This window comes from Rhodococcus sp. 06-1460-1B (assembly GCF_002258475.1).
Lineage (GTDB): Bacteria > Actinomycetota > Actinomycetes > Mycobacteriales > Mycobacteriaceae > Rhodococcoides > Rhodococcoides fascians.
The window spans coordinates 354,230-377,284 of sequence record NZ_NOYS01000019.1 but is presented as its reverse complement, the minus strand read 5'-3'; the positions used below and the strand labels follow the sequence as shown (position 1 = coordinate 377,284).

At 65.1% G+C, this 23,055-nt stretch carries 20 protein-coding genes and 1 tRNA gene; 10 read left to right on the top strand and 11 right to left on the bottom strand.

The features are described from left to right. Positions 1-79 precede the first annotated feature (79 nt). From CH268_RS09975 to CH268_RS09965, 3 genes are all read right to left on the bottom strand, one after another. Complete coding sequence (locus CH268_RS09975) at positions 80-778, bottom strand: hypothetical protein (RefSeq protein WP_032367076.1); 699 nt, start codon at positions 776-778, stop codon at positions 80-82. Between the two features lie 155 nt (positions 779-933). Next, positions 934-2,520, bottom strand: a complete 1,587-nt coding sequence (locus tag CH268_RS09970; protein ID WP_094663659.1) for a GMC family oxidoreductase — start codon at positions 2,518-2,520, stop codon at positions 934-936. A gap of 42 nt (positions 2,521-2,562) precedes the next feature. Next, a complete protein-coding gene (locus CH268_RS09965) occupies positions 2,563-4,251 on the bottom strand; it encodes an aldehyde dehydrogenase family protein (RefSeq protein WP_255182346.1) in 1,689 nt (562 codons plus the stop codon). Between the two features lie 224 nt (positions 4,252-4,475). Here CH268_RS09965 and CH268_RS09960 point away from each other — a divergent pair, with 224 nt between their 5' ends. Next, the gene (locus CH268_RS09960; protein WP_032367074.1) at positions 4,476-5,663 is read left to right on the top strand and encodes a PucR family transcriptional regulator; all 1,188 of its coding nucleotides are present in this window, start codon (positions 4,476-4,478) and stop codon (positions 5,661-5,663) included. 4 nt (positions 5,664-5,667) lie between these two features. On the opposite strand, the gene CH268_RS09955 is transcribed toward CH268_RS09960, so the two are convergent. From CH268_RS09955 to CH268_RS27880, 5 genes are all read right to left on the bottom strand, one after another. Next, positions 5,668-6,642 carry an esterase/lipase family protein gene (locus tag CH268_RS09955; RefSeq protein WP_094663862.1) on the bottom strand — a complete coding sequence of 325 codons (975 nt, stop codon included), beginning with the start codon at positions 6,640-6,642 and terminating at the stop codon, positions 5,668-5,670. 188 nt (positions 6,643-6,830) lie between these two features. Continuing rightward, positions 6,831-6,904: transfer RNA gene (locus tag CH268_RS09950), tRNA-Gly, on the bottom strand. A gap of 19 nt (positions 6,905-6,923) precedes the next feature. Beyond that, positions 6,924-8,717, bottom strand: a complete 1,794-nt coding sequence (locus CH268_RS09945) for a putative bifunctional diguanylate cyclase/phosphodiesterase (protein WP_052067107.1) — start codon at positions 8,715-8,717, stop codon at positions 6,924-6,926. A gap of 143 nt (positions 8,718-8,860) precedes the next feature. After that, on the bottom strand, positions 8,861-10,975 hold the full coding sequence (locus CH268_RS09940) for an Rv1355c family protein (protein ID WP_176457908.1): 2,115 nt from the start codon (positions 10,973-10,975) through the stop codon (positions 8,861-8,863). Beyond that, a complete protein-coding gene (locus tag CH268_RS27880; RefSeq protein ID WP_167326571.1) occupies positions 10,972-11,685 on the bottom strand; it encodes a hypothetical protein in 714 nt (237 codons plus the stop codon). Before CH268_RS27880 ends, CH268_RS09940 begins: the two co-directional genes overlap by 4 nt. Positions 11,686-11,824: 139 nt before the next feature. Between CH268_RS27880 and dcd the strand changes: the two genes are divergently transcribed. The 7 genes from dcd to CH268_RS09905 all read left to right on the top strand — a co-directional run bounded on the left by dcd (position 11,825) and on the right by CH268_RS09905 (position 19,425). Next, a complete protein-coding gene (gene dcd, locus CH268_RS09935) occupies positions 11,825-12,403 on the top strand; it encodes a dCTP deaminase (protein WP_027495411.1) in 579 nt (192 codons plus the stop codon). 105 nt (positions 12,404-12,508) lie between these two features. Beyond that, positions 12,509-14,038, top strand: coding sequence for an Hsp70 family protein (locus CH268_RS09930; RefSeq protein ID WP_176457907.1), 1,530 nt, complete (start codon positions 12,509-12,511; stop codon positions 14,036-14,038). An 85-nt stretch (positions 14,039-14,123) separates the two neighbouring features. Further along, the gene (locus CH268_RS09925) at positions 14,124-15,563 is read left to right on the top strand and encodes a CYTH and CHAD domain-containing protein (protein ID WP_094663860.1); all 1,440 of its coding nucleotides are present in this window, start codon (positions 14,124-14,126) and stop codon (positions 15,561-15,563) included. A gap of 82 nt (positions 15,564-15,645) precedes the next feature. Beyond that, complete coding sequence (locus CH268_RS27875) at positions 15,646-16,719, top strand: hypothetical protein (RefSeq protein WP_176457906.1); 1,074 nt, start codon at positions 15,646-15,648, stop codon at positions 16,717-16,719. Between the two features lie 149 nt (positions 16,720-16,868). Beyond that, on the top strand, positions 16,869-17,156 hold the full coding sequence (locus CH268_RS09915; RefSeq protein WP_094663651.1) for an ANTAR domain-containing protein: 288 nt from the start codon (positions 16,869-16,871) through the stop codon (positions 17,154-17,156). Between the two features lie 137 nt (positions 17,157-17,293). Beyond that, positions 17,294-18,262, top strand: a complete 969-nt coding sequence (locus tag CH268_RS09910; protein WP_176457905.1) for an Hsp70 family protein — start codon at positions 17,294-17,296, stop codon at positions 18,260-18,262. A gap of 83 nt (positions 18,263-18,345) precedes the next feature. Then, positions 18,346-19,425: a fused (3R)-hydroxyacyl-ACP dehydratase subunits HadA/HadB gene (locus CH268_RS09905; protein WP_032374830.1), complete on the top strand. Its 1,080-nt coding sequence runs from the start codon at positions 18,346-18,348 to the stop codon at positions 19,423-19,425. A gap of 412 nt (positions 19,426-19,837) precedes the next feature. On the opposite strand, the gene CH268_RS09900 is transcribed toward CH268_RS09905, so the two are convergent. Then, entirely contained in the window at positions 19,838-20,392 is a 555-nt protein-coding gene (locus tag CH268_RS09900; protein ID WP_094663649.1) for a CGNR zinc finger domain-containing protein, read from the bottom strand. 52 nt (positions 20,393-20,444) lie between these two features. On the opposite strand from CH268_RS09900, the gene CH268_RS09895 reads away from it, so the two are divergent. Further along, positions 20,445-21,035, top strand: coding sequence for a LysE family translocator (locus CH268_RS09895; protein ID WP_094663647.1), 591 nt, complete (start codon positions 20,445-20,447; stop codon positions 21,033-21,035). Between the two features lie 23 nt (positions 21,036-21,058). Here the strand turns inward: CH268_RS09895 and CH268_RS27870 are convergent, their stop codons facing one another. Continuing rightward, positions 21,059-21,223 carry a hypothetical protein gene (locus tag CH268_RS27870; protein ID WP_155290302.1) on the bottom strand — a complete coding sequence of 55 codons (165 nt, stop codon included), beginning with the start codon at positions 21,221-21,223 and terminating at the stop codon, positions 21,059-21,061. A 29-nt stretch (positions 21,224-21,252) separates the two neighbouring features. Beyond that, positions 21,253-21,723, bottom strand: a complete 471-nt coding sequence (locus CH268_RS09890; protein ID WP_094621350.1) for a winged helix-turn-helix transcriptional regulator — start codon at positions 21,721-21,723, stop codon at positions 21,253-21,255. A gap of 93 nt (positions 21,724-21,816) precedes the next feature. On the opposite strand from CH268_RS09890, the gene CH268_RS09885 reads away from it, so the two are divergent. Further along, entirely contained in the window at positions 21,817-22,986 is a 1,170-nt protein-coding gene (locus CH268_RS09885; protein ID WP_094663646.1) for a thiolase family protein, read from the top strand. The last annotated feature ends 69 nt before the right edge of the window (positions 22,987-23,055 follow it).

Here is a 23,055-nt window from a genome sequence, read left to right as displayed (position 1 = left end):
CGAAACGTCTGTGAAAGCACCAGAGCGCGAGCAGCACCGACGTCGTCGGTGACTGCCCGCGCACGGGTTCAGGAGCTGATTATGCGGCGGTCTTGACCGTGATGGTCGCAACGCCGACGAGCAGTCCCGGGGTGACAGCGTCGGTCTTGAACGTGTCGTTGAGCAGTCCGGCTGCGGTCTCCGAGATCTTCACCTGCGTGCCCTGCAGGATGGCGGTGTTCTCGGGGCCGGTTGCCAACGGCTGCAGGGTGCGGCCGTCGAGGTCGAACAGCACGGCGTCGGCAGCAGCCTCTTCGCCGTTGACCGTGACGTCACCGGTGAGCAGCGACGTGCCCGGGTCGATGTCGAAGTTGGTCAGCTCGACCACGGTCTCGCCTGCGGTCAGCGACAATCCGCTGCCGTCGTGGTTGATCTCGCCCTGCACGTAGGGGTCGACCGTGCCGGGCTCCCAGTACTTCACGTCGCCACCGGTGATCGGGAAGCGAATGGAACCGTCTGCGAGAGTTGCGGTTCCGACTACGCCCGGCGTGAGGCCGAGGGTGGTCAGTGCGCCCAGGAAGCCGGGGTCGAGAGCAACTGCGGTGTCGACGCCGTTGCTGAGGTCGGCGACCTCGGCTGCGGGCTCGGGGGTGCTCTCGGTGGTCTCCATGGCCGACGATTCCGAGGAGGTGGCTGCGTCGGTGGTGCTGGATGCGTCGTCGCTGGAGCACGCGGCGAGCGGAACGATGGTGAGTGCACCGATTGCGGTGGCGGCCAAAGCTTTACGAACAGTGAACATGTCGGTCAACCTTCCGTGCTCGTCTCTCGAGCGTTGTGGGTTATTCGGCGCTGCTTGCCGATCGGATGGGTCTTCATCGCGATGCCTGCATTGAAGCGGTGCCGACCTGTTACCCCACGGTGTGAACGGTCAAACCAGACATGTTCACGTTCGGCTCAGCCCAGGATCAGATCCGCGGCTCGTTCGCCGATGATCACCGACGGTGCATGGGTGTGGCCGCGGATGATGCTGGGCATGATCGATGCGTCGGCGACCCGGAGTCGGTCGACACCCCGAACCCGCAGCGCGGCATCGACGACGCTGCCGGCATCGTTGCCCATCCGCGCGGTGCCCACCGGGTGGTACAGAGTGTGGGCGTTCTGCTCCAGGGCCTCGGTGAGCAGATCCGCCGGGGAGATGTTCGACGCCACCCTGGGGCGTACGACGTCCCCGAGCTGGCCCTTCAGGGACGGGGTCTCCGACAGCGCGACGCATACGCGCAGTCCCTCGATCATGGCCCTGCGGTCCATTCCGTCGGGGTCGCTGAGGTAACGCGGCTCGACGATGGGCTTGGCCAGGGGGTCGGCGGACCGGAGCGTGATCTCGCCTCGGCTCTTGGGTTGCAGCAGGACGGTGCCGATGACCGCGGCGTGTGCGTCGGCGGCGATCAGGCCTTCGTCGAAGAACGGGGCCGGTCCGAAGATGAGTTCGAGGTCCGGCAGCGGCAGATCCTCACGGCTCCGGATGAAGCCGTATGCCTCCGCGACGTTGGAGGTGAGCATGCCGCGTCGGCGCGCGAGATAGTTGATGAGCTCCGGAATCTTCTCGGCATGGAACAGGGAGTCCTTCTCGGTCTTCCACCCGATGAGGGCGGCCAGGTGGTCGAGGAGGTTCTGCCCGACGTCCGGCGAGTGGTGCCTGACGGTGATGCCGTGGGCTGTGAGCTGCTCCTTGTCTCCGATGCCGGAGAGCATCAGCAGCTGCGGTGTGTTGATGGCTCCGCCGGACAGAACGACTTCCTTGTGTGCGCGCACCGTATGGGTGACGCCGTCGGAGGTGTATTCGACGCCGACGGCGGCGCTGCCCTCGAAGAGAACCCGGGTGGCCTGTGCCTCGGTGAGGACGGTGAGGTTGGTGCGCTTCTTGGCCGGGCGAAGGTAGGCGTCGGCGGTGCTCCAGCGGGCACCGCGTTTCTGGTTGACCATGGTGCGGCTGAAGCCCGTGGGTTCGGGCAGGTTGGGGGTTTCCACCGAGTAGCCGGCTTCCTCGACGGCGGAGAGGAAGGACGAGGTGAGCGGGCGTGAGCTGCGCTGGTGGGACACGATCAGTGGCCCACCGGTTCCGGCGTCCAGTTCTGTTGTGCCCTCGATGTTCTCGATCTTGCGGAAGTATCCGACGAGGTTGCGGAACGACCACGAGTCGTCGGAGTTGGCCGCCCACTCGTCGTAGTCGGCGGCGAATCCGCGTACCCACATCATGGCGTTCATCGACGAGGAGCCGCCGAGCATCTTGCCGCGCGGCCAGTAGATGCTGCGGTCGCGTAGCCCCGGCTGCGGTTCGGTGAGGTAGTCCCAATCGACCTCGGTACGAAAGAGTTTGGAGAACGCGGCGGGGATGTGGGCGAACTTGTTCTTGTCTTCCGGGCCTGCCTCGAGCAGGATCACGCTGTTGCGGGGATCGGCGCTGAGCCGGTTGGCCACCACTGCGCCGGCCGAGCCCGCGCCCACGACGATGTAGTCGGCGGTTGTGTTCTGTGTGCTCATGATTGTCCTTCGGGTTCGTCGGCAGCTGTCGTTGGACGCTGCTCAGCCGCGCAGGGCGGAGGCGAATATTGCCGGAAGTTTGGTCCAGGACGGTGCTCCGGCGAACGCGGTGAGCAGTTTCCCGGTCGATGCTGCGGTTTTGTTGGTGACGAACCACGGCGGCTTGGGGGAGATGGACATCTCTCCGCTGATCAGCGACCTCGACAGTGGGCGGAAGGGTCCGCGCACCACGGTCCGTTCGGCACCGTCGATCAGTAATGCGTTGTGCACGATGCCGATTCCGCTCTGCACATCGTCGACGGTGTGGCCGGGGAACGCGCCCCAGGTGGCCGATGCGGTGAGGAATCCGAGGGCGGTCCAGGCATTGACGGCGATGGTGCCGTACCGCAGGTCTGCAAGCATGGAGTCGAACTTCTCACCGAGTTCCTTGATGGTGCTCGGCGTGCCGATGATGTTGATGCCGAGGGTGCCGGTGAACTCCTCGTTGGCCGTCTGGACGGCCTTGGCGGCGAATGCTGCTCCGGTGTAGGGCAACTCGATGACGCCCATCACGGGTGCGAAGTACTCGGTCTGCAGGAGCGGTGCGTACTCGCCGGGATCGAGGTCGGTGATGAGCACCCGGCCACCGCCGTCGCCGAGCCGTTCGGCCGACGGGTACGTGGCGGTGGCGTCGGACACTCGTCTGTCGCTGCCCGGGTAGTAGGGGGCGCGGGCCGGTGCCCGGTCGAGTGCGGCGCGCAGGGCTGCGATGAACTCGTCGCGCTGCTTCCATTCCGAGGACAGCACGACGACCTGCGAAGCGACACAGTTGTATCCGCTGTTGTGCAGTCGCTGGGTGGCTACGTGTTCGGCTTGGAACTCGATGTCCGCGCGGCTCCACTCGCCCGGCAACACGATGGTGGGCGAGACGCCACCGAGTTCACTGGAGATCTCCTTGGTCAGCATCGGCCGGTTCGCCGCCTTACGGGCGGCACCGTCGGGTCCCGGGCCGAAGACGATGGCGTCGTGGGTGATTGCGCTGCCCGTCATGTGGACGTGGTCGACGCGATCGTGGTTGACCAGGTAGGTGCCGACGTCGGCTCCACCGGTGAGCAGACGCAGCGCGCCGATGTCCACCAATGGGGCGAGGATCTTCTCGAAGACCGGCAGCAGTGGGTCCATGATGGGGTTGAGCTTGAGCGCGACGACGCGGTTGAAGGCGATCAGTTCGTACAGGGCGTCGAGCGGGGCGATCGAGGTGATGTTGCCCGCGCCCAGGACGACGCCGACGCCCGCGGTGCGCGTCGGGTCGAGTTGGGCGAGGCCTGCGGTGCGCTGTGCGGTGGCACGGTCGATTCCGGGCCGGAGCCACACCTCGGCACTGAACCCGTTGAGCAGTAGCTTCTCGAAGTTGTTGAGCGGCAACACCGATACGGTCGTTCGTCCGCCCGGGGCTGTTCCGAACTTCGCTCCGGCCAGCGGGCTGCCGCCTGCCTCGAGCGCCGAGAGGGTGTGCGCGAGCGTGCCGAGACCGCCGAGAAGCGAGTACGGGCCGGAAAGCCATTCCTCACCGAGCAGGTTGGACGAGGGGTCGAGGCCTTTGACCGACGCGGCGGCGGTCACCCATTCCTGCGCGTGCGTCGTGGTGAGGGCGTGCATGCGCTCGAGCAGTGCCCGGCGGTCGGCCAGGCCGAGCCTGCCCCAGGTCTGCTCGCCTGCGTCGAGGTCGGCAAGAGCGGTATCGACCGCCAGGGAGGCGTCCGGTCCGTTCGTCGGTACAGGCTCCAGATGCGGGGTGACTTCGCTGGTCAACTTTTCGTCTCCACTCGTCGTTCGGATACACGGCTTCGAGTGTGATTCTGGTCGCATTCGGGGCGGCAGGCTATGGGCCGCCGCTGTCAATCGAGCGCAGCGGATTGTGCCGTCGCACAGTTTGGGTGTGGTGTGGCTTACATCGGCCGGGCTATGGTTCAGTCATGACCACCACCGAGTCCGCTCTGCATCCGTCACCGACCGAGCTGGCGGCGGCGATGCTCGACGACGTCGACGAGCTGGCGAGCGAACTGGTCCGGCGCATCCTGGGAGCCGAGCACGCCTATCTGGAGGCGACGCTGCTCACCGCGGATCAACTCCACGAAGCGTCTCGCAGCAATCTGGCCTCGATGTTGGGCAAGCTGTCCGGGCGTGCGCCGGTTCGGCTCGAGTCGGCGCAGCAGGCGGGCAGGCTCAAGGCCGAGCAAGGTGTGCCGCTGGCGGCATTGCTGCACGCGTTCCGGCTCGGTGGTCGGCTGGTCTGGGACGAGTTGATGGTGCGTTCGCACGGCCGGGCCAGCCACGCGCTGCTGGACATGGCGGCGCAGGTGTGGGCATTGGTCGACGTGTATTCCGACGAGGCGGCCGAGGCGTATCGAGAGAGCGCCGACATGCGAGCCCGCGAGAGCGCCGAAGCTCGCGGCCGGCTGATTCGGGTGCTGTTCGCCGATCATGCCGCGAATCCGGCCGCGGCGGCGGATGCCCTGCGTGCGTTCCGAATTCCGGATCGCGGCTTTTTTGCGGTGGTTTCCCAGGAACCCTCGTCGACGGGACTCGGTATCGAAGGCGTCGTCGCTCGGTTGCGGGCCGCGGGTACCGAGTCGGTGTGGGATGCCGAGGTGGACGGCAGCATCGGATTATTCTGTGCCGCTCGGGAATCCGACATCGATACGGCACTGGCCACTTTCGGAGAACTGTGCCCGGGGCGGATCGGCGTCAGTTCGGTGTTCCGGTCGCCGTCGGGAATCGGTGACGCCGTGGGGCAAGCCCGTCTGGCCCGGTCGTGCAGCTTTCCCGATTCTGTGCCGTCGACGCCGGTGCGCTACGACTCGGTACCGGTGCCGTTACTGCTCGCGCGCGACCCGAAATCCGGCCGTATCGCGGCCCGTCAGATTCTCGGCGATCTGTTGGCGTTGCCCCGCGCCGAGCGGACGAGTCTGCTCGCCACTCTCGATGCGTGGTTCTCGTGCGGTGGCTCCACCAAGGATGCCGCGGAACAGCTGCACTACCACCGCAATACGGTGTTGTACCGATTGCGGCGTATCGCCGAACTCACCGGTCGCGACTTCCGTGATCCCGTGCAGGCCGCCGAACTCTATGTCGGGCTTCGAGCCCATCAGCTACTGACCTGACGGGTCAGTGGCTGGCCAGCACGACGTCGAGGATTCCCGTTCCCAGGGGTACCGGAACGCAGGACGGCTGACGGGCATTCGCGGGGTCGAGTGCGTTGAGCGCCAGACGCAGCGCGGTCGGGTCGTAGGTGAAGGTGAAGTGGGCGACCTCGGTGTCGGGGCACACGTCCTGGATCACGATGTTGTGCGCTCCCGGATCTCGCAGCAGCGCATTGGTATACGGCTGAATGACCTCGTCGACCTTGGTGGCGATCGAGGTGTAGTCGACGCCGGGGACGGTGTCGCCGCCGGCGTTGAGGTTTTCGAGAAAGTCCGATCCGGCCATCAGCTGGGCGAGGCCCGGGCCGAATTCGTCGGCTACCAGACCGGTCGCGCCGGGCACGGCCTGGACGACGGGGGCGACTCCGTACATGGTGCCGCCGTAGGTCGGTGACGCGATTCCCACCCATCGGTCGACGACATCGGCCCCGCCGAGCCGGTTGACGAAGTATCGGGCGACGGCAGCACCCTGCGAGTAGCCCACCACGTCCACCGCCGCGGCACCGGTCGCGTCGAGGATGGTTGCCGTCATCGATTTCAGTTGTGCTGCACTGTCTTCGATGACTCCGTAGCCGTTGGACTTACCGTCCGGCGACGCGCCGTAGTTGATCGCGAAGACGCAGAAGCCCGCGGCCTGCAGGATGGGGGAGAAGCCGGCCCAATCGGAGTAGGCGGTGGCGTCGGTGCCGTGGACGAGAACGACAGGATTGGGGTGCTCGGCAGAGGGCACGCAGCTCATGTCGTTGGCCCCGGGCGGGGCGGCGTCGCGGTTGGTCGACGCGTACCGAATGGCATCGGCGTGGTCGGGTTGCGGCGGTGCAGCTGCGATGGGCATGAGCGGGCCGGCATGTGCGAGTGGTGCCGCTCGGGTCGACAAGACCGACAGTGCAGCGGTGAGTGCGACGACGAGAAGAATCAGACTTCGGCGTGGTCCGCGCATGACCACACGGTATTCCTGCAGTTGTGAAATGTCCCTACGAATTCGGACATGAACGCATAAAAGTCACAATAATAGTTCTGTAGCGATTATTGTGTCGCATGCCGATTGCCGACCGAGCTACCGGTGACGGCGAGGGTGCAGACGCAGGGATCGATCGAAAGACGGGTTTACCGCCGACAAGGGGAACGTGGAGCCGGTGACGGGAATCGAACCCGCCTCTCAACCTTGGGAAGGTCGCGTTCTACCAATGAACTACACCGGCGTGTGGTGCGGCGTCCAGATTAGCAGGGTGGCCCGACGTCGATGCGTACACCGTGCAGCAGGGCCTGGGCGTCCTCGGCCGGCACCGGTTCGGAGAAGAGGTAGCCCTGAGCGCGGGTGCAGCCCAAGGCCACCAATGTGCTCCTGGCACTCTCGGTTTCGACGCCCTCGGCGATGATGCTCAGGCCGAAGGCGTGCGCGAGCCCGATGATCGACTGGACGATCGCGAGGTCGTCGGTCGCTCCCGATCCGAGGTCGGTGACGAACGCGCGGTCGATCTTGAGCGCGTCGACGGGCAGTTCCTTGAGGTGTGACAGCGAGCTGTATCCGGTACCGAAGTCGTCGATCGCCACCTGCACGCCGAGGTCCCGCAGTTCTCGGAGCGTCACTCGAGTACGCGAAAGATCCTGTACGACGGCCACTTCGGTGATCTCCAGGCACAGGTTGCAGCCCGCGATCGAGAATTCCTCGAGGGCGCTCGCCACGGTGGCCGCAAAGCCGGTGGTGACCAGCTGTACGGGCGAGATGTTCACGCGCATCACGATGTCGAGGCCGGGGATGTCCCGTTGCCACGCAGCCAAGGTCCGGCACGCGTGGTCGAGAACCCACCGACCGAGCTCGCCGGCGAGGTTCGTCTCCTCCGCCACTGGAATGAAGGCGGACGGTGGTAGCAGCCCGCGGGTGGGGTGACGCCACCGAACCAGTGCCTCCACCGCAGTGATGCGCCCGGTGACGAGGTCGACCTCGGGCTGGAAGTGCAACGTCAGCGAGTCGCCTGCAATGGCGTCACGCAGATGGATCTCGACGTCGTTGCGGAGTTCGGATTGCGCGTGCATCTCGTCGGTGAACAGCGAGATGTGGTGTCCACCAGCACGCTTGGCCACCAGAGCGGCTTGCCCTGCTTGCCGGAGCAGAGAGTCGGCGGTGTGGGTGCCGGGCTCGCCGAAGGCGATTCCGATGCTGGCGCTGCGACCGATTCTCTCGACACCGAGAGTGACCGGTGCCTGTATCGACTCGGCGATCGTGCGGGCACGGTCGGTGGCGACGCGGTGCGAGCACGGGCCAGCCAGGACCACGACGAACTCGTCGCCGCTCAGGCGGGCCGCGAGACTCGCCGATTCGTCGACGAACGCCTGCAGGCGTTCGGCGACAGCCTGGAGATACTGGTCGCCGGCGAGGTGTCCGAGAAAGTCGTTCAGCGCCTTGGTGCGGTCCAGGTCGATGTGCAACACCGCCACCGGACCGGGCATCGACGGATCGAGTCGGTCACGGAGGTGCTGCGTGAGTGCGGTGCGGTTCGGGAGTGAGGTGAGACCGTCGTGCAAGGCCGAGAACCTGATCTGTTCCTCGGCACTGACTCGCGCCTGCAACTGCGACAGCAGAGCAGCAATTGCTTTGAGGGCGTTCAGTTCTGCTTGGGACCAACTTCGGTCTCCCACTTTGATGAAGCCCAGAATCCCGGTGGTGCGTTCGGAGTGCAGCAGCGGCACGACGGCCATCGAGGTGGCGCTCAATCCCGAGGCGGTCTCGACGCGTCGGCGATAGTCCTCCTGCTCCGGGTCGGGCCGAAACACTGCCGGTTCGGACAGTGTTTCGGCCATCGCGAAGACCGAGTCGGCCTCGTCGAAGTAGACGACGGCCAGGGGGTCGGGATCGGGCACGCTGAGGCGCGGTGGCCATTCCGCGGTGAGTCTGGTTGCCCGGGCATCGAAATCGTGGTGCCGGAGAAAGCTGAAATCGATGCCGAGGTAGTCCACGAGCTGACGCAGTACCGACAGGTATGCTTCTCGCACCGTCGCCGCGTCGACGCCCATGAGTTCGGTGGCGACGCCGGTGACGAGGACCTCGAGTGTCCGACTGTTCTCCAGGGCCCTACTCCCGCCTCTCGTCGACGCGGTCTCGTGAACCGCTCCTGTAGACGCAGTGCAGGACTGTTCCCCCTGGTCTATGCCGGACTCTACCCCGGTAAGGACGCCGAAACCGCGACTCTGCGACTGTATATCGCGCCTCGTGGCGCAGTGCCGAGCCGCAACACCAGAGCGATCGACTCGGCCTCGTCCAGTTCCGCCAACGTCCGCAGCTCGAAGTTCAACTGCTGCAACGTCTCTGCGTGGGTCGGAGACAATTCTCGGTGCTCGTCCATCGTGCGCGCGTAGAGGAACGGTGGTGATACGGGTTGAACTGCCAGTGCGTGCAGATGTGAAGTCACCCAAACGTTCTCCGTTGCAAATCCACCCCGGATGTAATGCGCCGGAGTCGATCCGGGCACCACGATCACCGCGAGCGCGGAGCTCGCCGATACCCGATCGCGCATGTCGGTGGCCAGGGCAGCGCCTGCGTTCCAGGCAGACACGAGCGCCATGACGTCGGGCCGCCCGATGATGTCCAGCGTGGACAGGTCTGCGGCGTCTATGCCGAGGCTGGCGACGTCGATGCCCCGATCCGGGTCCGGATCGCCTGCCCAGCGCAGTTCGGAGAACATCTCTCGGTGCAGATGCGGCGTGAGATACCGAATCCGATCGGCGGCCGCGAGAATGTCTGCTGCCGCGGTGATGGACTCGCGCGTCGTCAACAGCACGGCACGTCCGCCTTCGGCGGCTGCGGCCGCAACGAGATCGGCGACCACCGCATCGTCCAGCGTCGACGGTGACCCGAGCTCTCGGTCCGTGGATCGGGTGAGCACGGCGTCGAGGAGGCGCCGATCGGTGATCGGCCCGGCGGTACCGTCGCGCAACGACAGCTCGACCGCCTCGTCGGTGATCTCGATGCCGGCGAGCATGCCCTGTGCGGTGGCGGCCACGCGCGCGTTGAATCCGGCTGCGCCCACAGCGACGAAGCTGCCGCGGTACGCGATATCGAGGGTGGACGTTCGGGATCGATCGACGTCGACCCGGAAGGTCCGGCCGTTCGAGGAGAAGGTCCACGGCTGACTGTTTCCACCGGAAGGCGCTCGGCGTGCTGCTTCGAGTATCGAGTCACGGGAATCCACGCTCAGCGGACCGGCCGCATCACCCGAGACCTGTCTGCGGGTGGGGGCCGGCGAGTTCAGCCCGTCGAGGTGCACCTCGAGATCGATGCGGATACGTCCGGACGGTAGGTGCGCTCCGGTCCCGAAGCGTCGGACCGCCGCGGCGATGGTCGCACCGCCGAGTTGGACGTCGCCGCCCAACTGGGGCCACGTCTCGATCGTTTCGCCCACCTCCACCATCGAGGCCGCCATCCGAGCCGAGAGCAGGGAGGCGTCGAGCTGATCGAGCACGATGGGAATCTTGTCGCGGGTTCCGAGTCCGTGCAGACCGGCGGACTCGATGTCGCCGAGTACGCCGTGAAACACCGGGCGCTGTGGTTCGAGGTCGAATCGCTCGACGTCCAGCAGACCTCGATCGGAGGTCTCCATCAGTACGGGGATTCGACGCGACCTGGCCGCCTCTCGTGCCCGGACCTTGATGTCGAGGGAGTCGCATTCCTCGACGAGCAGGTCGAGTCCGTCGAAGAACTCGTCGATCGTGGTCTCGTCGATCCCGTTCCGGAAGACCTCCACCGTCAGGTAGGGATCTATTTCGGCGATTCGCCGGGCGGCGACGATCGCTTTGTTGACACCCAGATCGATGATCGACGCCGGAATCCTGTTGAGGTTCGACAGTTCTATCTCGTCGAAATCCGCGAGGCGAAGAGTTCCGCAGATTCCCTCGAGTGCGAGAGTGTGCGCAATGGCGTGTCCGACGCTCAAGCCGATGACGCCGATCGTGAGATCTCCCAATTTCTGCTGTTCCTCGAGCGTTATCTTGTTTCTGTTTCGGTCCAGTCGGAGGTGCCGATACGAATTCGGACCGAGAACGGCGACGACGGTATTACGCCACGGGAAATAGACCCACCTGTCGCTTTCGTCGAGAAGGCTCTGCTCAGGGCTCGGCAACAATGCATGCAGTCCGGCTCGCTGGGTGGCGCGTTCGTCGAGAACGGTGATCGAGGTGTCACCCCGTAGCTCGTCCAAGGCGGCTCGCTGTGTGGCGACCGTCTCGTCGAATATCACAGGCTGCCAGCTGTATTCGGCAGTGATCGGAATCGTCACGACGCCACCGCCGAGTGCAGGTTCTTCGACGTGCCGTGCTGCGCGAGCAGCGAGACCGTGTTGCGTTTCATGCGCCGCCACGTCTCGAGTTCGGCATCGAACGCGAGAGTCGTTCGGTCCCACCAGAACACCTCGGTTCGGTATCGGTCGTCGGGGTAGGGCACCGGTTCGATGTGCGTTGCGATCGCTGCTCCGGTGCGCAGCCACGCGGCGCGGACGTGGGAGGCGGCAGTGGCCAGCGCGTAACGAGCGCCCAGCAGTGCTGTGCTGTACGCCGGTGACTGCGCGATCATGGTGGTGACGGCGCGGCCGCGGGGTGCTCCCGGGGCAACCCACGCCGACTTGATCTCGACGACCCCGTCCTCGATGCGGCTGTCGAGCATCGCGCGAACGCGATGTCGGCCCTCGGGATGCGCGGCGAATTCGACGAGTGCGTGTGATTGATCGGCCGAAGAATACGGCCCCTGAACGCGAACGCCGCCGAGGATCGTTCCGGTTCGGTCGAGAGCGGCGAAGAACAATGCGGTGGTCCCGCCGTCGCGAATTGCCGATATCTCGAGCGCTGGTGTCACGTCGTGGCGTCGATAGCTTTCTTCGGCACCGTCGAGAAATTGCGTCCACAAAGCGGGACTTCGGGTGGGAGTCGTGGCCAGAATGTGGCACTGGGAGGGATGATCGAAGTACGAAGGAACGTCGATTCGAATGCGCATTGGGCTCTTCCTGAGGGAGTGTCACCGAATGTGAGAGGTGTGACCGATCGATTGTCCGACTGTTCGGTCCGCCCGTACCTGTGGAAGTGGTCACTCGGGTGCTTCGCGTAAGGCCCGTGAGGACCAGTAACCTGCAGTGGTGCTGCTCTCCGACCGTGACATTCGTGCCGAAGTGACCCTGGGCAACCTGGCGATCGATCCCTTCGATCCGTCGATGGTGCAGCCGTCGAGCGTCGATGTGCGACTCGACAAGCTGTTCCGGGTGTTCAACAACACCCGGTACACCCACATCGATCCGTCCCAGCAGCAGGACGAGCTGACGACGTTGGTGGAGCCACGAGCGGGTGAGCCGTTCGTTCTTCATCCGGGGGAATTCGTCCTCGGTTCCACTCTCGAACTGACGACGTTGCCGGATTATCTGGCGGGTCGACTGGAGGGGAAGAGCTCTCTGGGCCGGCTGGGACTGCTCACGCACTCGACGGCAGGATTCATCGACCCCGGATTCAGCGGTCACATCACGTTGGAGTTGTCCAACGTCGCCAACCTCCCGATCACGCTGTGGCCGGGAATGAAGATCGGGCAGCTGTGTCTGTTCCGGCTGTCGTCGCCCTCGGAGAATCCGTACGGCAGCGCCGCGGTGGGCTCCAAGTACCAGGGGCAGCGTGGTCCCACTCCGTCGAAGGCGTATCTGAACTTCATCCAGTCGGACGTGACATAGACCAACGTTCGGTCTGTTTTCTTGGACGAAACCTGGTGAGTTCCCGGTTGTAGCGGTATTCTGGTGCTCGAACGTGGGTTGGGGCCTACCAGAATGAGGTTTCTCGTGTCCGCGGTACCCGATCCGTCCGTGCTCGGCGCTTCCCTGGGGTCGAGTGGCGTCCGCAGTGTGATCAGCGACAGCTCGGGTGTCGACACGGTGCTCCACGTCCTCGAACCGGTTGCCACCGGGCCCGCGCCCAACGGTCTCGCCCCGGATCCCTGGGATGCCGTCGTCGCATCGGTGCACAGCACGGCAGACGAATACGCGTCCGCTCGCTACTACCCGGTGCTCGCCCTCCGCGAGAGCGATCCCGACACGGCCTTTCGCGAGGACTTCTCCGACGGCATCGTGCTCGTATCCGAACTGGGTGCGCAGCTGGGCGCGTTACGAGAAACCGGAGTGCTCGCCGGTGAGCGTTGCGTCGCGCTGTTCGACGTCGGCGCATCCGGCACCAGCGTATCGGTGGTCGACGTCGAGTCCGGTCGCGTCCTGGCCTCGCGTCGCACCGAAGAACTCCGCGGCGACGACTGCGACCGTGTGCTCAGCGACCACCTGATCGAGACGTTCGGCGCGGCGGAAGCCTTGACGGTGGCAGCTCGTCGACAGCTCGTGCACGACGTGCGAGACGGCAAACACCAGCTGTCGATCCTGCGCAGCGTCTCCGTCGTCGGGCCGTTCGTCGGCGGTCGCGCCTCGTTGTGGCGACACGACCTCGACGAGATCATCGGCGACGCCGTTCGTGCGGCAGTCTCCACAGCCGTCGACGTGCTCGAGTCCGTCGCAGCGAGCGGCGTTCACGTGGAGGCGATCGTCGCAGTCGGCGGCGGTGCCAACATGCAGATCGTTCGGCAGACACTGTTCGACGCCGTGTCGGTGCCTGTCTACGTTCCGGAACGACCGGAATTGTTGGCCGCCCGTGGGGCGGCCGGGATCGCGCGGACCGTGGGAGCCAGGCCTGCACCGGCCCCTGCCGTGACCGCCGTGACCGCCGTTCCCGCCCGTCGTCCGCGGCACAGCGGCAGCCCGTCGAGGCGAATGGCCAGGGCAGCGAAGTCCCGCCGCGTCGGGGGCGCACTCGCCGCGCTCGTTGCGGTGTGCGTGGCCGGAACCGTGGTCGCGGCAGCGGCCCGAACCACCGACGACACCCCCGAACCGTCGATCGCGACCTCGCAGAACGCGTCGCCTTCCGCCCGATCGCAGGCTGTGATGCCGGCGGTGGACGGCTCACCGTCCGTGTCGACGCCGCCCTCGGTGTCGGCCACGGACGTGGCCGCGTCGTCCTCGACGTCTCCGACATCCGGAGTCTCGACGTCCTCTCCTGCACCCACCTCGCCGAACAGTGCCGAGCCACCGCTTCCAACCCGCACGATTCCTGACGTCACTGTCCTTCGGCCCGCGCGTGAAGGCACTCGAGTTCCGACGACGACCACGGCTCCGACCACCACGACGGCTCCGACTCACCCCACGACCACCACTGCGCCGACCACCACTGCGCCGACAACCACTGCACCGACCACAACGACGTTGCCGCACACCACCACTCGCGCCTCGACCCCGACGAAACCCACGATAACCACGCCTCGGCGACCGTAGACACCGCCGTTCGTTTCGCCGTGGCGGCAATAGATCTACGGTTTCGACCGCCACGGGGCCGCATCCTCGAGGCAGGATGGTCGGTATGGAGTCACAGACCGAGCGCGAAGACAAGTTCGATGTCGATGCAGACTTCGAGTTCCCCTCCCTCACCTCGCTCGTTCCTGCCGACGGCGCGGCGGTGGAGACCGACACCGAACTGGTCAGCGAGTACTTCGACACCACCGGTCACGATCTGCTGCGTCGGGGGATCACCCTTCGGCGACGCACCGGAGACTCCGACAACGGTTGGCACGCAAAGGTTCCTGCGGAGAAGGCGCGAACCGAGATCAGGCTTCCACTCGGCCACGGCGACCCGCAGGTCGTGCCCGACGAGCTGGCCGACGTACTGCGCGGGGCGGTCATGGGCAAGCAGTTGTCGGCTGTCGCCACCCTGACGACGCGTCGGAAGATTCGTACCGTCACCGATGCATCCGGAGCCGTCGTGGCCGAATTCGCCGACGACGCGGTGTCGGTCGTCCTGATCGGCGGCGCGACCGGGCCGCAGTGGCGTGAGGTGGAGGTCGAGCTCGGGCCCGCCGGCTCGGAATCGTTCCTGAAGAAGGCGAGCAAGGTGCTTCGCGCGTCGGGTGCGACGCCGTCGGCACATCCGTCCAAGTTGAACCGTGCGCTGTCGGTGGTTCGGGAGGAGCCGGCCCACGACGGGCTTCGGTTGCTCGTCGATTATCTCGACGAGCAGGCGCAGGCCATCGTGGCCGGCGACGTGTATCTGCGCCGCGGACTGGATCCGATTCACTCCACGCGGGTGGCCATCAGGCGCTATCGCAGTACGCTTCGCGTCTTCGGCAGCGTGTTCGAGGACGAGCCCGCGGCCGCACTCGAAGACGAATTGTCTTGGTATGCAAGCCTGCTCGGCGAGGTGCGAGATCGGCAGGTGCAGCGGGCGCGGTTTGCAGCGGCGCTGCGAGACCTTCCGTCGGAACTGGTTCTGGGCCCGGTGGCGTCGCGTATCGAGAACGACCTGCTGGCCGAGCAGATCCGACACCGCGAAGCCGCGATGGCCGAGCTCGACGGCGAGCGCTACCGAGAGTTGCTCACGACCGTGGCTGCCTGGTCGAGGGGATTGCCGATCGACGGCGAGGTGAGCGAGCGGTTGCTGATCAAGCTGGCGCGCAAGGCCGGTAAGAAGGCCGTAGACCGCACCGAGAAGGCAGTACGAGGCACCGACGACGAGCAACTGCACCGCGCGAGGAAGGCCTCGAAGCGGGCTCGGTATGCGGCCGAGTTGGTGGCACCCGTCGTGGACAAGAAGGTGTCCAAGTCGAATATCAAGAGATACAAGCAGATTCAAGAAGTTCTGGGCGAGCATCAGGATGCCGTCATCGCGGCGGAGATTCTGCGCACCCTCGGGGCTCGAGCGGGAACCACCTCCGGCGAGAACGGGTTCACGTTCGGACTCCTCTTCGAGCGTGAGCGCCGTGCAGCCGAACTGGCACGTGACGAGGCGAGCAAGCTGGAGTTCTGACCCCGCACACAAACCGTCGTTTTCCCCGTTTAGGCCCTCGAAGTGTACTGTGAGGCCGAATCGAGTAGGGGGGTCGACGGGTATGTCCGTTGCGTTGGGCGTTCACGTCGGAACCGACGAGATCTCGGCCGTCTTGGTCGAAACCGATCTGCCGGGTTTGGGCCCGGTCACCTCGCGACCCGTGTCGATCGCCGCTGCCCCCGGCGGAATCGGTGACGCCGTTGCGACGGTTCTCGGAATCATGCGTGTACAGGCAGCTCAACGAGACCTGATCGTCGACGGTGCCGCCGTGGTCTGCGACAACCTTCTGCACGGCGAGATCGTTCGGGCCGCGCTGGCCGACCACCGCGTCGTCGATGTCGAGGTATTGGCGATGGACGATCCGCGGTTGCCCGACGAGTACCCGTTGGACGTGGCCGCCGCCGTCGTCGGTGCCGCGTCCAGGACGGGCCGCCCGACGGGTGACGAGATCGCTGCGGGGCAACCCGGCTTGGACGATCGGGCCGGAGAATACGATGCTGCGTCGCGGGGATCTCGATGGACCATGGTCGGATTGGGTGTGGCCGTGCTGGCTGCTCTGAGTGGGGCAACCGTGTGGGCGTTCTCCTCGCCCGCGCCGACTCAGGACGCAGTACTCGATACCGCAGATTCCAGCATCGCCCCATCGACGCCTGGTCGGCCGGCGTCGAGCGCCGGGCCGGTTGTTCCTGTGGCTGGGCCGTCCGCGGTTCCACCGATCGACGCGGGTGTTCTGGATGTGTCGACCGTCGGCTCCGGGTCGGGCGACATCTGGATCGACGCGGTCCCGGCGGCCCCAAGTGCGACGTCGAACGCACCCAGTTCGTCGTCGACGGGACGGGGCAACTCGGGTGGCGGCAATTCCGCCCCCGGCGGTCGGGATACGAAAACAGAGATCTCGAAGCCCGAGACCGAGACTCCGCCGACCGACGACGAAACCACAGCTCCCACCGATACGGACGTCCCCGATCCCACGGAACCGGGTCCGTCCGAGCCCACGGAGCCGACGGAGCCCACGGAGCCGACGGAGCCGACGGAGCCTTCGGGGCCGACCGAACCCACGGAGCCTTCGGGGCCGACGGATTCCGAGCCCGCGCCTCGGATGGAGGAACCACCTGTCACCGATCCGGCCGAGTGACGATTTCATCGATAATCCGTTGTGAGCGAGCGGGTTCGCTACTTCGAAAAGTCCGTGATGTGACAGGTGTGTGAATTCGACTCGGACACCTGAACTTCTGCTCGAGCCTGGCTACCATCGGGTGATCGACCAGTAGACGGTGAGTTCTGATGACCGACAAATCCGCAGTAGAACCGGTGACGCGCACGACCATCGACAGGGCGGTGGGTGTCCTCATTGCCTTGCGCGGCTGCAGTCCGGATGAGGCGTTCGCCGAATTGGCAGCGCACAGTTTCCGGTTCGATGTTTCTCTAGTGCAGTCGGCTCGATCCATCGTCACTGCGGCACGAGGAATGGACTCCGACAACGGCGTGGGCGGTGCCGCGATGTCGTCGGCGCAGGCGGAGTGGGGCTCGTTGCTTGCCGACCGTCGGGACGGGTTCGGGCACGTCGCCTGACCCAACTCGTCGCCCGAGTGGTTGTAACGAATCCCAAAACAAACCGAAAGTTGAATAGAATAGGGCATTTACCGACTCACCGACGGTTCGAGGCGCTACGATCGCCAGGTCGGAGTAGCTAGGCGAGTCGAGGGAACATGAGATCTATCCTTGGTGTCTCGGTGGGTTCAGCCATTGCCCGGGGTGTAGCCCTGGATGCGTCGGACGAGTCGGTCCGTTCTGCGCACGTCGTGCGATCGTTCGATCCGGACGACCATCTGCAGGTCGCGCTCGATCTGTTGGATTCGATGTCGCGGGATCAGATGGTAGATCGACCGGACATCGTTCTCGCCGTTCCGGACGATCCCGGTGCGCGCGGACGCACGTCGGCATATTCCACGTACGAGGCCGATCGTCTGCTGGTGGCGTCGGAGCTCGGGGCGCAACTTCGGTATCTACGCGGCACGGGGATGCTCGAGGGTGCGCGCACCGTGGCCGTGTGCGACATCGGGGCGTCGGGAACCACCGTGTCCATTGCCGACCCCGCCACGGGAGCGGTGCACAGTTCGGTCCGCACCACGTTGTTCGGCGGGATCGGGTGTGACGCCCAGATCTCGCGTTACCTTCTGTCCGTCTACGGGGCAGACGAATTGGCCTCGGAACGGGCCCGCGCGGAGTTGCTGGTGTCGGTTCGCACGGCACGCGAACAGCTGTCACGCCTGCGGGTGGCCGAGGTCGCCGGGCCGTTCGTCGGCGGACCGGTCCGGTTGTGGCGCAACACGTTCGACGATGTTCTCGAGCGCAGTATCCGATCACTGGAAGATTGGGTGGCCAGCATCATCGTCGACGCACCCTGCGCTGTGAACGCGTTGGTGATGGTGGGCGGATGCGCCAACCTGCCGTCGCTGCGTCGGATGTTTCGACGCGATTTGATGTTGCCCGTCATCGCGCCTGCCAATCCCGAGTCCCTCACTGCGCACGGGGCGGCCCTGATGGCAATCGATGCGGTCGCGTCGCGCCAACACCGTCCGCGCGGCGCGATGAGCAGTGCGTCGGTGCTGACTCAGCCGGCCGCGATGGTGGGCATGGTGGGGTACCGGGACGCCCCGCGGCACCGTTCTGCCTGAGCCCCTTCCTGGCCAACGTGCGTCGTCGTTGGGTAGGTTGCTCGGGTAATGATGAACAGTAGGGACGAGACGGTGGGGCAACAGTGGCAGAGCAGGTAGCGGAGTCCGGCGCAGCAGCATCCGATGCGGGAGCATTCGACCCGGCGGAGCACGCGCGCAGCATGGTCGGGTATCACTACCGCACTGAGGACTACTACGAGGTGGGCCGCGAGAAGGTTCGCGAGTACGCCCGTGCCGTTCAGGATTTCCACCCCGCCCACTGGGACGGCGATGCCGCGGCAGCGCTGGGCCACAGCGCTCTGGTGGCCCCGCTCACGTTCATGTCGTTGGTCGGCACTCTGGCGCAGAAGAAGCTGTTGCAGTCCATCGCCGAGGGCTACGACCTCAGCCAGATTCTGCAGACCGATCAGGTGCTGGTGTTCCAGAAGCCGATTCTGGCCGGTGACCAGTTGACCTGCGATGTCTCCCTCGACGCGTTCAAGACGGTCATGGGTCGAGACATGATGATCACCAAGAACGTCGTGTCCAACCAGAAGAACGAACTGGTGCAGACCACGTACACCACGCTGCTCGTGGGGCGATCCGGCGAGATCGATCCGGCCATCTCCGAGGCGGCTCGCAACATCGTGATGTTCGGTGCGACGACCGACACCAGCAGTGCCGAGGCGAGTGAGCACGACACCCTGTCCACTCCGCAGGAACACGAGCCGCTCATCGTCGAGGAGTACCGGGGTCAGCCCACTCGGAAGTTCGACGAGGTGAATGTCGGCGACGAGTTGCCCTCGCGCACTGTGCGTTTGACTCGCGGAGATCTGGTGAACTACGCCGGCGTCGCCGGTGACGCGAACCCGATCCACTGGGACGAGAAGTTCGCCAAGATGATCGATCTCGAGAACGTCCTGGCGCACGGCATGCTCACCATGGGTGTCGGCGGCGGATTCATCAGCGAGTGGCTCGGCGATCCAGGCGCGGTGAAGGACTACACCGTTCGATTCACCACCCCGATCCCGGTGGACACACACAAGCCGGCCGAAATCGTCTTCGGCGGCAAGATCAAGTCGAAGGACGAGGAGTCCCGTACGGCCGTCATCTCGATCGGCGCGACCTTCGAGGGCAAGCGAATCTTCGGCCACCGCGCTACTGCGACAGTGCAATTGGGCTGAGCCTGTTGCCGCGTATCGGCTCCCCAGTTTCGGATTTCTGACTCCGATCGGCGGCGGGTTTCCGAATGTGGGGAGCTGATGTGTCGGTGGGGGCGCGGATGTGTGGGTGGGGGTTGCAATCTACGCCTCGGTTCGGAATTTACGCCCCGTGTGGGGGGTGTGGATTGCTGCTGGGGGCGTAGATGTGTCGGCTGAGCTTGTTGCCGCGTATCGGCTCCTCGGTTTCGGATTTCTGACTCCGATCGGCGTCGGGTTTCCGAATGTGGGGAGCTGATGTGTCGGTGGGGGCGTGGATGTGTGGGTGGGGGTTGCAATCTACGCCCCTGTTCGGAATTTACGCCCCGTGTGGGGGGTGTGGATTGCTGCTAGGGGCGTAAATGTGTCGGCTGAGCCACCTGGCGTACTGAACTGTTCATGATCCGCGCTTCTCCTTTGCGTGGTGTCGTGCCGCACGTGCTCGATTTCCGCATGCGCTGCAACACCATTGCTGATTGGGCCGATCCTGCAGAAACAGTTGACCGCATCGCGGAGCGTCGCAGAGTGACAATCGTGCGCGATCCGGGCCATTCAGTAGATCGATGACCGCTGACGCTGCACGGGCGCGTATCGCGTCGACCGGATCCGACGTCCCCACCACATGTCCGACGCCACCGCCGCTCCCGAGATCGAGCCGACGGGTCACCGGATGGCGTCGGGCAATGTCGTCGATGTGATCGACGGTGTCTCCCGGAACTTCCATGTCCGACGCCACCGCCCGCAGCAGCGCCAGCAGGTGATCTCGCGTCAGCCGGAACGTGTCGATGTCGGCATCGTCGGGGATTGTCTCGGGCACCCGGGCACCCTGTAGCTCGGCCCATTCCTGGAGATCGGCGGTGGAGGCGATCAATTCGACGTAGGTGCCGCGTTGCAACTGCACGGTGTTGACCACGTCGAGCGCGAAGTGGTCGCCGAGCCAGTTCCAGTCCATCGCCCGAGTCTAATGGTTTACGGATGTAAAAGCATCAGATACCGTCGAGACGATGACGGACATCCAATGGTTACCGTTCCTCGGCGTCGTGCTGTTGGCCTACGCGATACCCGGTCCGGACTTCGCGGTGGTGGCCCGGGCGGCAGCGAGCAGCCGTAGTGCCGGGTGGCGAGCGGGCCTCGGCGCGCAGACCGGACTGTGCGTGCACATGATCGCTGCGGTGGTGGGGCTGTCACTGCTCATCTCACGATCACCGATGGCGCTGAGCATCATTCAGATTCTCGGGGGTCTGTACCTGGTGTGGCTCGGTATTTCCGCGCTGCGACAGTCGTCGTCGGAGAGGCGTGCGACCTCCGATGTGCGCTGGTTTCGCATGGGCCTGGTGACGAACGTGCTCAATCCCAAAGCCATTCTGTTCTTCGTCGCGCTGCTGCCGCAGTTCGTCGATGCCGACGGACCGCTTCCCCTGCAGATCGGGTTACTCGGAATCGTGGATGTGGCAATCGGTTTGGTGGTCTGGGCGGTGGTCACCGCGGCTGTGGGCCGTCTGACCGGTGGTTCGTCGAAGTCGACATCCTGGAACCGAGTGATCGGAGTCCTGTTCATCGGTATCGGAGTCGCACTCGCCGTCGAAGCGGTGTGACCCGAAGAAGGCACTTGCGCAAATCAGCGAACGATGTCCATGCTCGGGTCGTTCTTGGGTTTGTGGTCCCAAATGGAGGTGTCGGATTCCAGGGCCTGGCCCTCGTGGCTGGGCTGCACGGGGTCTGGTAGCTGTCGCCACTGTGCTCGCGGGTCATTCTCGGGTTCGATGCACGATTCATCGTCCATGGCGGAGACGCTACGCGTCGGCCCGGCAATCATCCGGCAACGCGTACTCGCAGCTCGTTCATCGGCACTTCGGAACCGACGCGGTCGGTGACCCGTACGCGCACGGGCTCGCCTCGGGAATCGACGACGTCGAGCGGTCCGTCGTCTTGTTGCAGGTACTGGTCGCCCCACTGCATCAATCCGAGTACGACGGGCAGCAGATCCTCGCCCATTCTCGTCAGAACGTATTCGTAGCGCGTTCTGCCCTTTTCGGGGCGGTAGGGCTTCTTGACGAAGATTCCGACGTCGACCAGTTCTTTGAGTCGGGCCGCACTGCTGGCGTCGGTGATGCCGACGCGTCGGCTGAAGTCATCGAAGCGGGTGGTTCCGTAGAACGCCTCGCGCAGGATCAGCATCGTCGATCGGGTGCCGACCACCGACAGCGCGCGTGCGATGGAGCAACGGTCACCTGCTGTCCAGCTGTCGAGATCGGACAGTGGGCCGTCCATGTGGAGGGGCATGCCACGATCCTACTGACTTTACAAAACTATAGCCAGCTCGTACCGTGGTGTCAGCGATCCGATAGGACCGGATCGATCGGACAAGGAGCCGTCATGAGAGACGCAGTCATCGTCGAGGCAGTCAGAACCCCGGTCGGGCGGGGCAAAGCGAACGGCACGTTGCATCCCGAGCATCCAGTCGACCTGATGGCCCACAGCCTGCGGGAAGTAGTGCAGCGCAGTGGGATAGACCCGACCCAGATCGACGACGTCATCGGCGGAGTTGTCACCGCGGTAGGGGATCAGGCGTCGAACATGACTCGGCGCGCGGCGCTGGCGGCGGGCTATCCGGAATCCGTACCCGCAACCACCGTCGATCGGCAATGCGGAAGTAGCCAGCAGGCAATACATTTCGCCGCACAGGGCGTGATCTCCGGTGCTTACGATCTGGCCGTGGCTACCGGTTCGGAGTCGATGAGCCGCACTCCGATGGGGTCGAACCTGGTGGGAACCGAGGATCCGGCAGGTGTCGGTTTCATCGAGAGGTATCCGGAAGGGTTGGTGCCGCAGGGCATCAGTGCTGAATTGATCGCGGCGAGATGGGGTATCAGCCGTACCGAGATGGACGAGTTCGCTCTGTCGAGTCATGCGAAGGCTGCCGCAGCCACCGAAGAGGGGCGTTTCAAGCGGGAGATCACCGCAATCCGCGGACTCGACCGCGACGAGGGAATCCGCACCGGATCCACACTCGATGCGCTGGCGGGACTGCGACCGGCCTACTACAGCGACGCCATGGCGCAGCGGTTCCCGGAAATCGGTTGGAACATCACCGCAGGCAACGCAAGTCAGGTCAACGACGGTAGTGCGGCCGTCATGATCACGACCAGTGAGAAAGCGAAGGAACTCGGCCTGACTCCGATGGCGAGGCTGCACAGCTTCTCGGTGGTCTGCGACGATCCGTTGATGATGCTCACCGCAGTCATTCCGGCGACGAAGAAGGTGCTCGCCAAAGCCGGGCTGACGATGAACGACATCGACCTGTTCGAGGTGAACGAGGCCTTTGCGTCGGTTGTGCTCGCCTGGGCGAAGGAAACCGGCGCAGACATGAACAAGGTCAACGTCAACGGCGGGGCCATCGCCATCGGCCATCCGCTCGGCGGCAGCGGTGCCCGAATCATGACGACCATGGTCCACGCGCTCGCCGAGCGCGCGCAGCGTTACGGCCTACAGGTGATGTGCGAGGCCGGTGGGCTCTCGAACGCCACCATCATCGAACGCCTGTAATGCCTGCGGCAGTGGCGCGGATATGTGCTCTAGAGGGCACATAATCGCACCACTGCGGCGCAGCCGCAC

Coding starts and splice junctions, on each gene's coding strand:
- CH268_RS09925 (WP_094663860.1), top strand. CDS start 14,124: ATGGAGTCACAGACCGAGCGCGAAGACAAGTTCGATGTCGATGCAGAC.
- CH268_RS09915 (WP_094663651.1), top strand. CDS start 16,869: ATGACCGACAAATCCGCAGTAGAACCGGTGACGCGCACGACCATCGAC.
- CH268_RS09955 (WP_094663862.1), bottom strand. CDS start 6,642: ATGCGCGGACCACGCCGAAGTCTGATTCTTCTCGTCGTCGCACTCACC.
- CH268_RS09970 (WP_094663659.1), bottom strand. CDS start 2,520: ATGAGCACACAGAACACAACCGCCGACTACATCGTCGTGGGCGCGGGC.
- CH268_RS09945 (WP_052067107.1), bottom strand. CDS start 8,717: ATGGGCGTCGACGCGGCGACGGTGCGAGAAGCATACCTGTCGGTACTG.
- CH268_RS09900 (WP_094663649.1), bottom strand. CDS start 20,392: ATGGACTGGAACTGGCTCGGCGACCACTTCGCGCTCGACGTGGTCAAC.
- CH268_RS27875 (WP_176457906.1), top strand. CDS start 15,646: ATGTCCGTTGCGTTGGGCGTTCACGTCGGAACCGACGAGATCTCGGCC.
- CH268_RS09975 (WP_032367076.1), bottom strand. CDS start 778: ATGTTCACTGTTCGTAAAGCTTTGGCCGCCACCGCAATCGGTGCACTC.
- CH268_RS09890 (WP_094621350.1), bottom strand. CDS start 21,723: ATGCCCCTCCACATGGACGGCCCACTGTCCGATCTCGACAGCTGGACA.
- CH268_RS09895 (WP_094663647.1), top strand. CDS start 20,445: ATGACGGACATCCAATGGTTACCGTTCCTCGGCGTCGTGCTGTTGGCC.
- CH268_RS09910 (WP_176457905.1), top strand. CDS start 17,294: ATGAGATCTATCCTTGGTGTCTCGGTGGGTTCAGCCATTGCCCGGGGT.
- CH268_RS27870 (WP_155290302.1), bottom strand. CDS start 21,223: ATGGACGATGAATCGTGCATCGAACCCGAGAATGACCCGCGAGCACAG.
- CH268_RS09960 (WP_032367074.1), top strand. CDS start 4,476: ATGACCACCACCGAGTCCGCTCTGCATCCGTCACCGACCGAGCTGGCG.
- CH268_RS09885 (WP_094663646.1), top strand. CDS start 21,817: ATGAGAGACGCAGTCATCGTCGAGGCAGTCAGAACCCCGGTCGGGCGG.
- CH268_RS27880 (WP_167326571.1), bottom strand. CDS start 11,685: ATGCGCATTCGAATCGACGTTCCTTCGTACTTCGATCATCCCTCCCAG.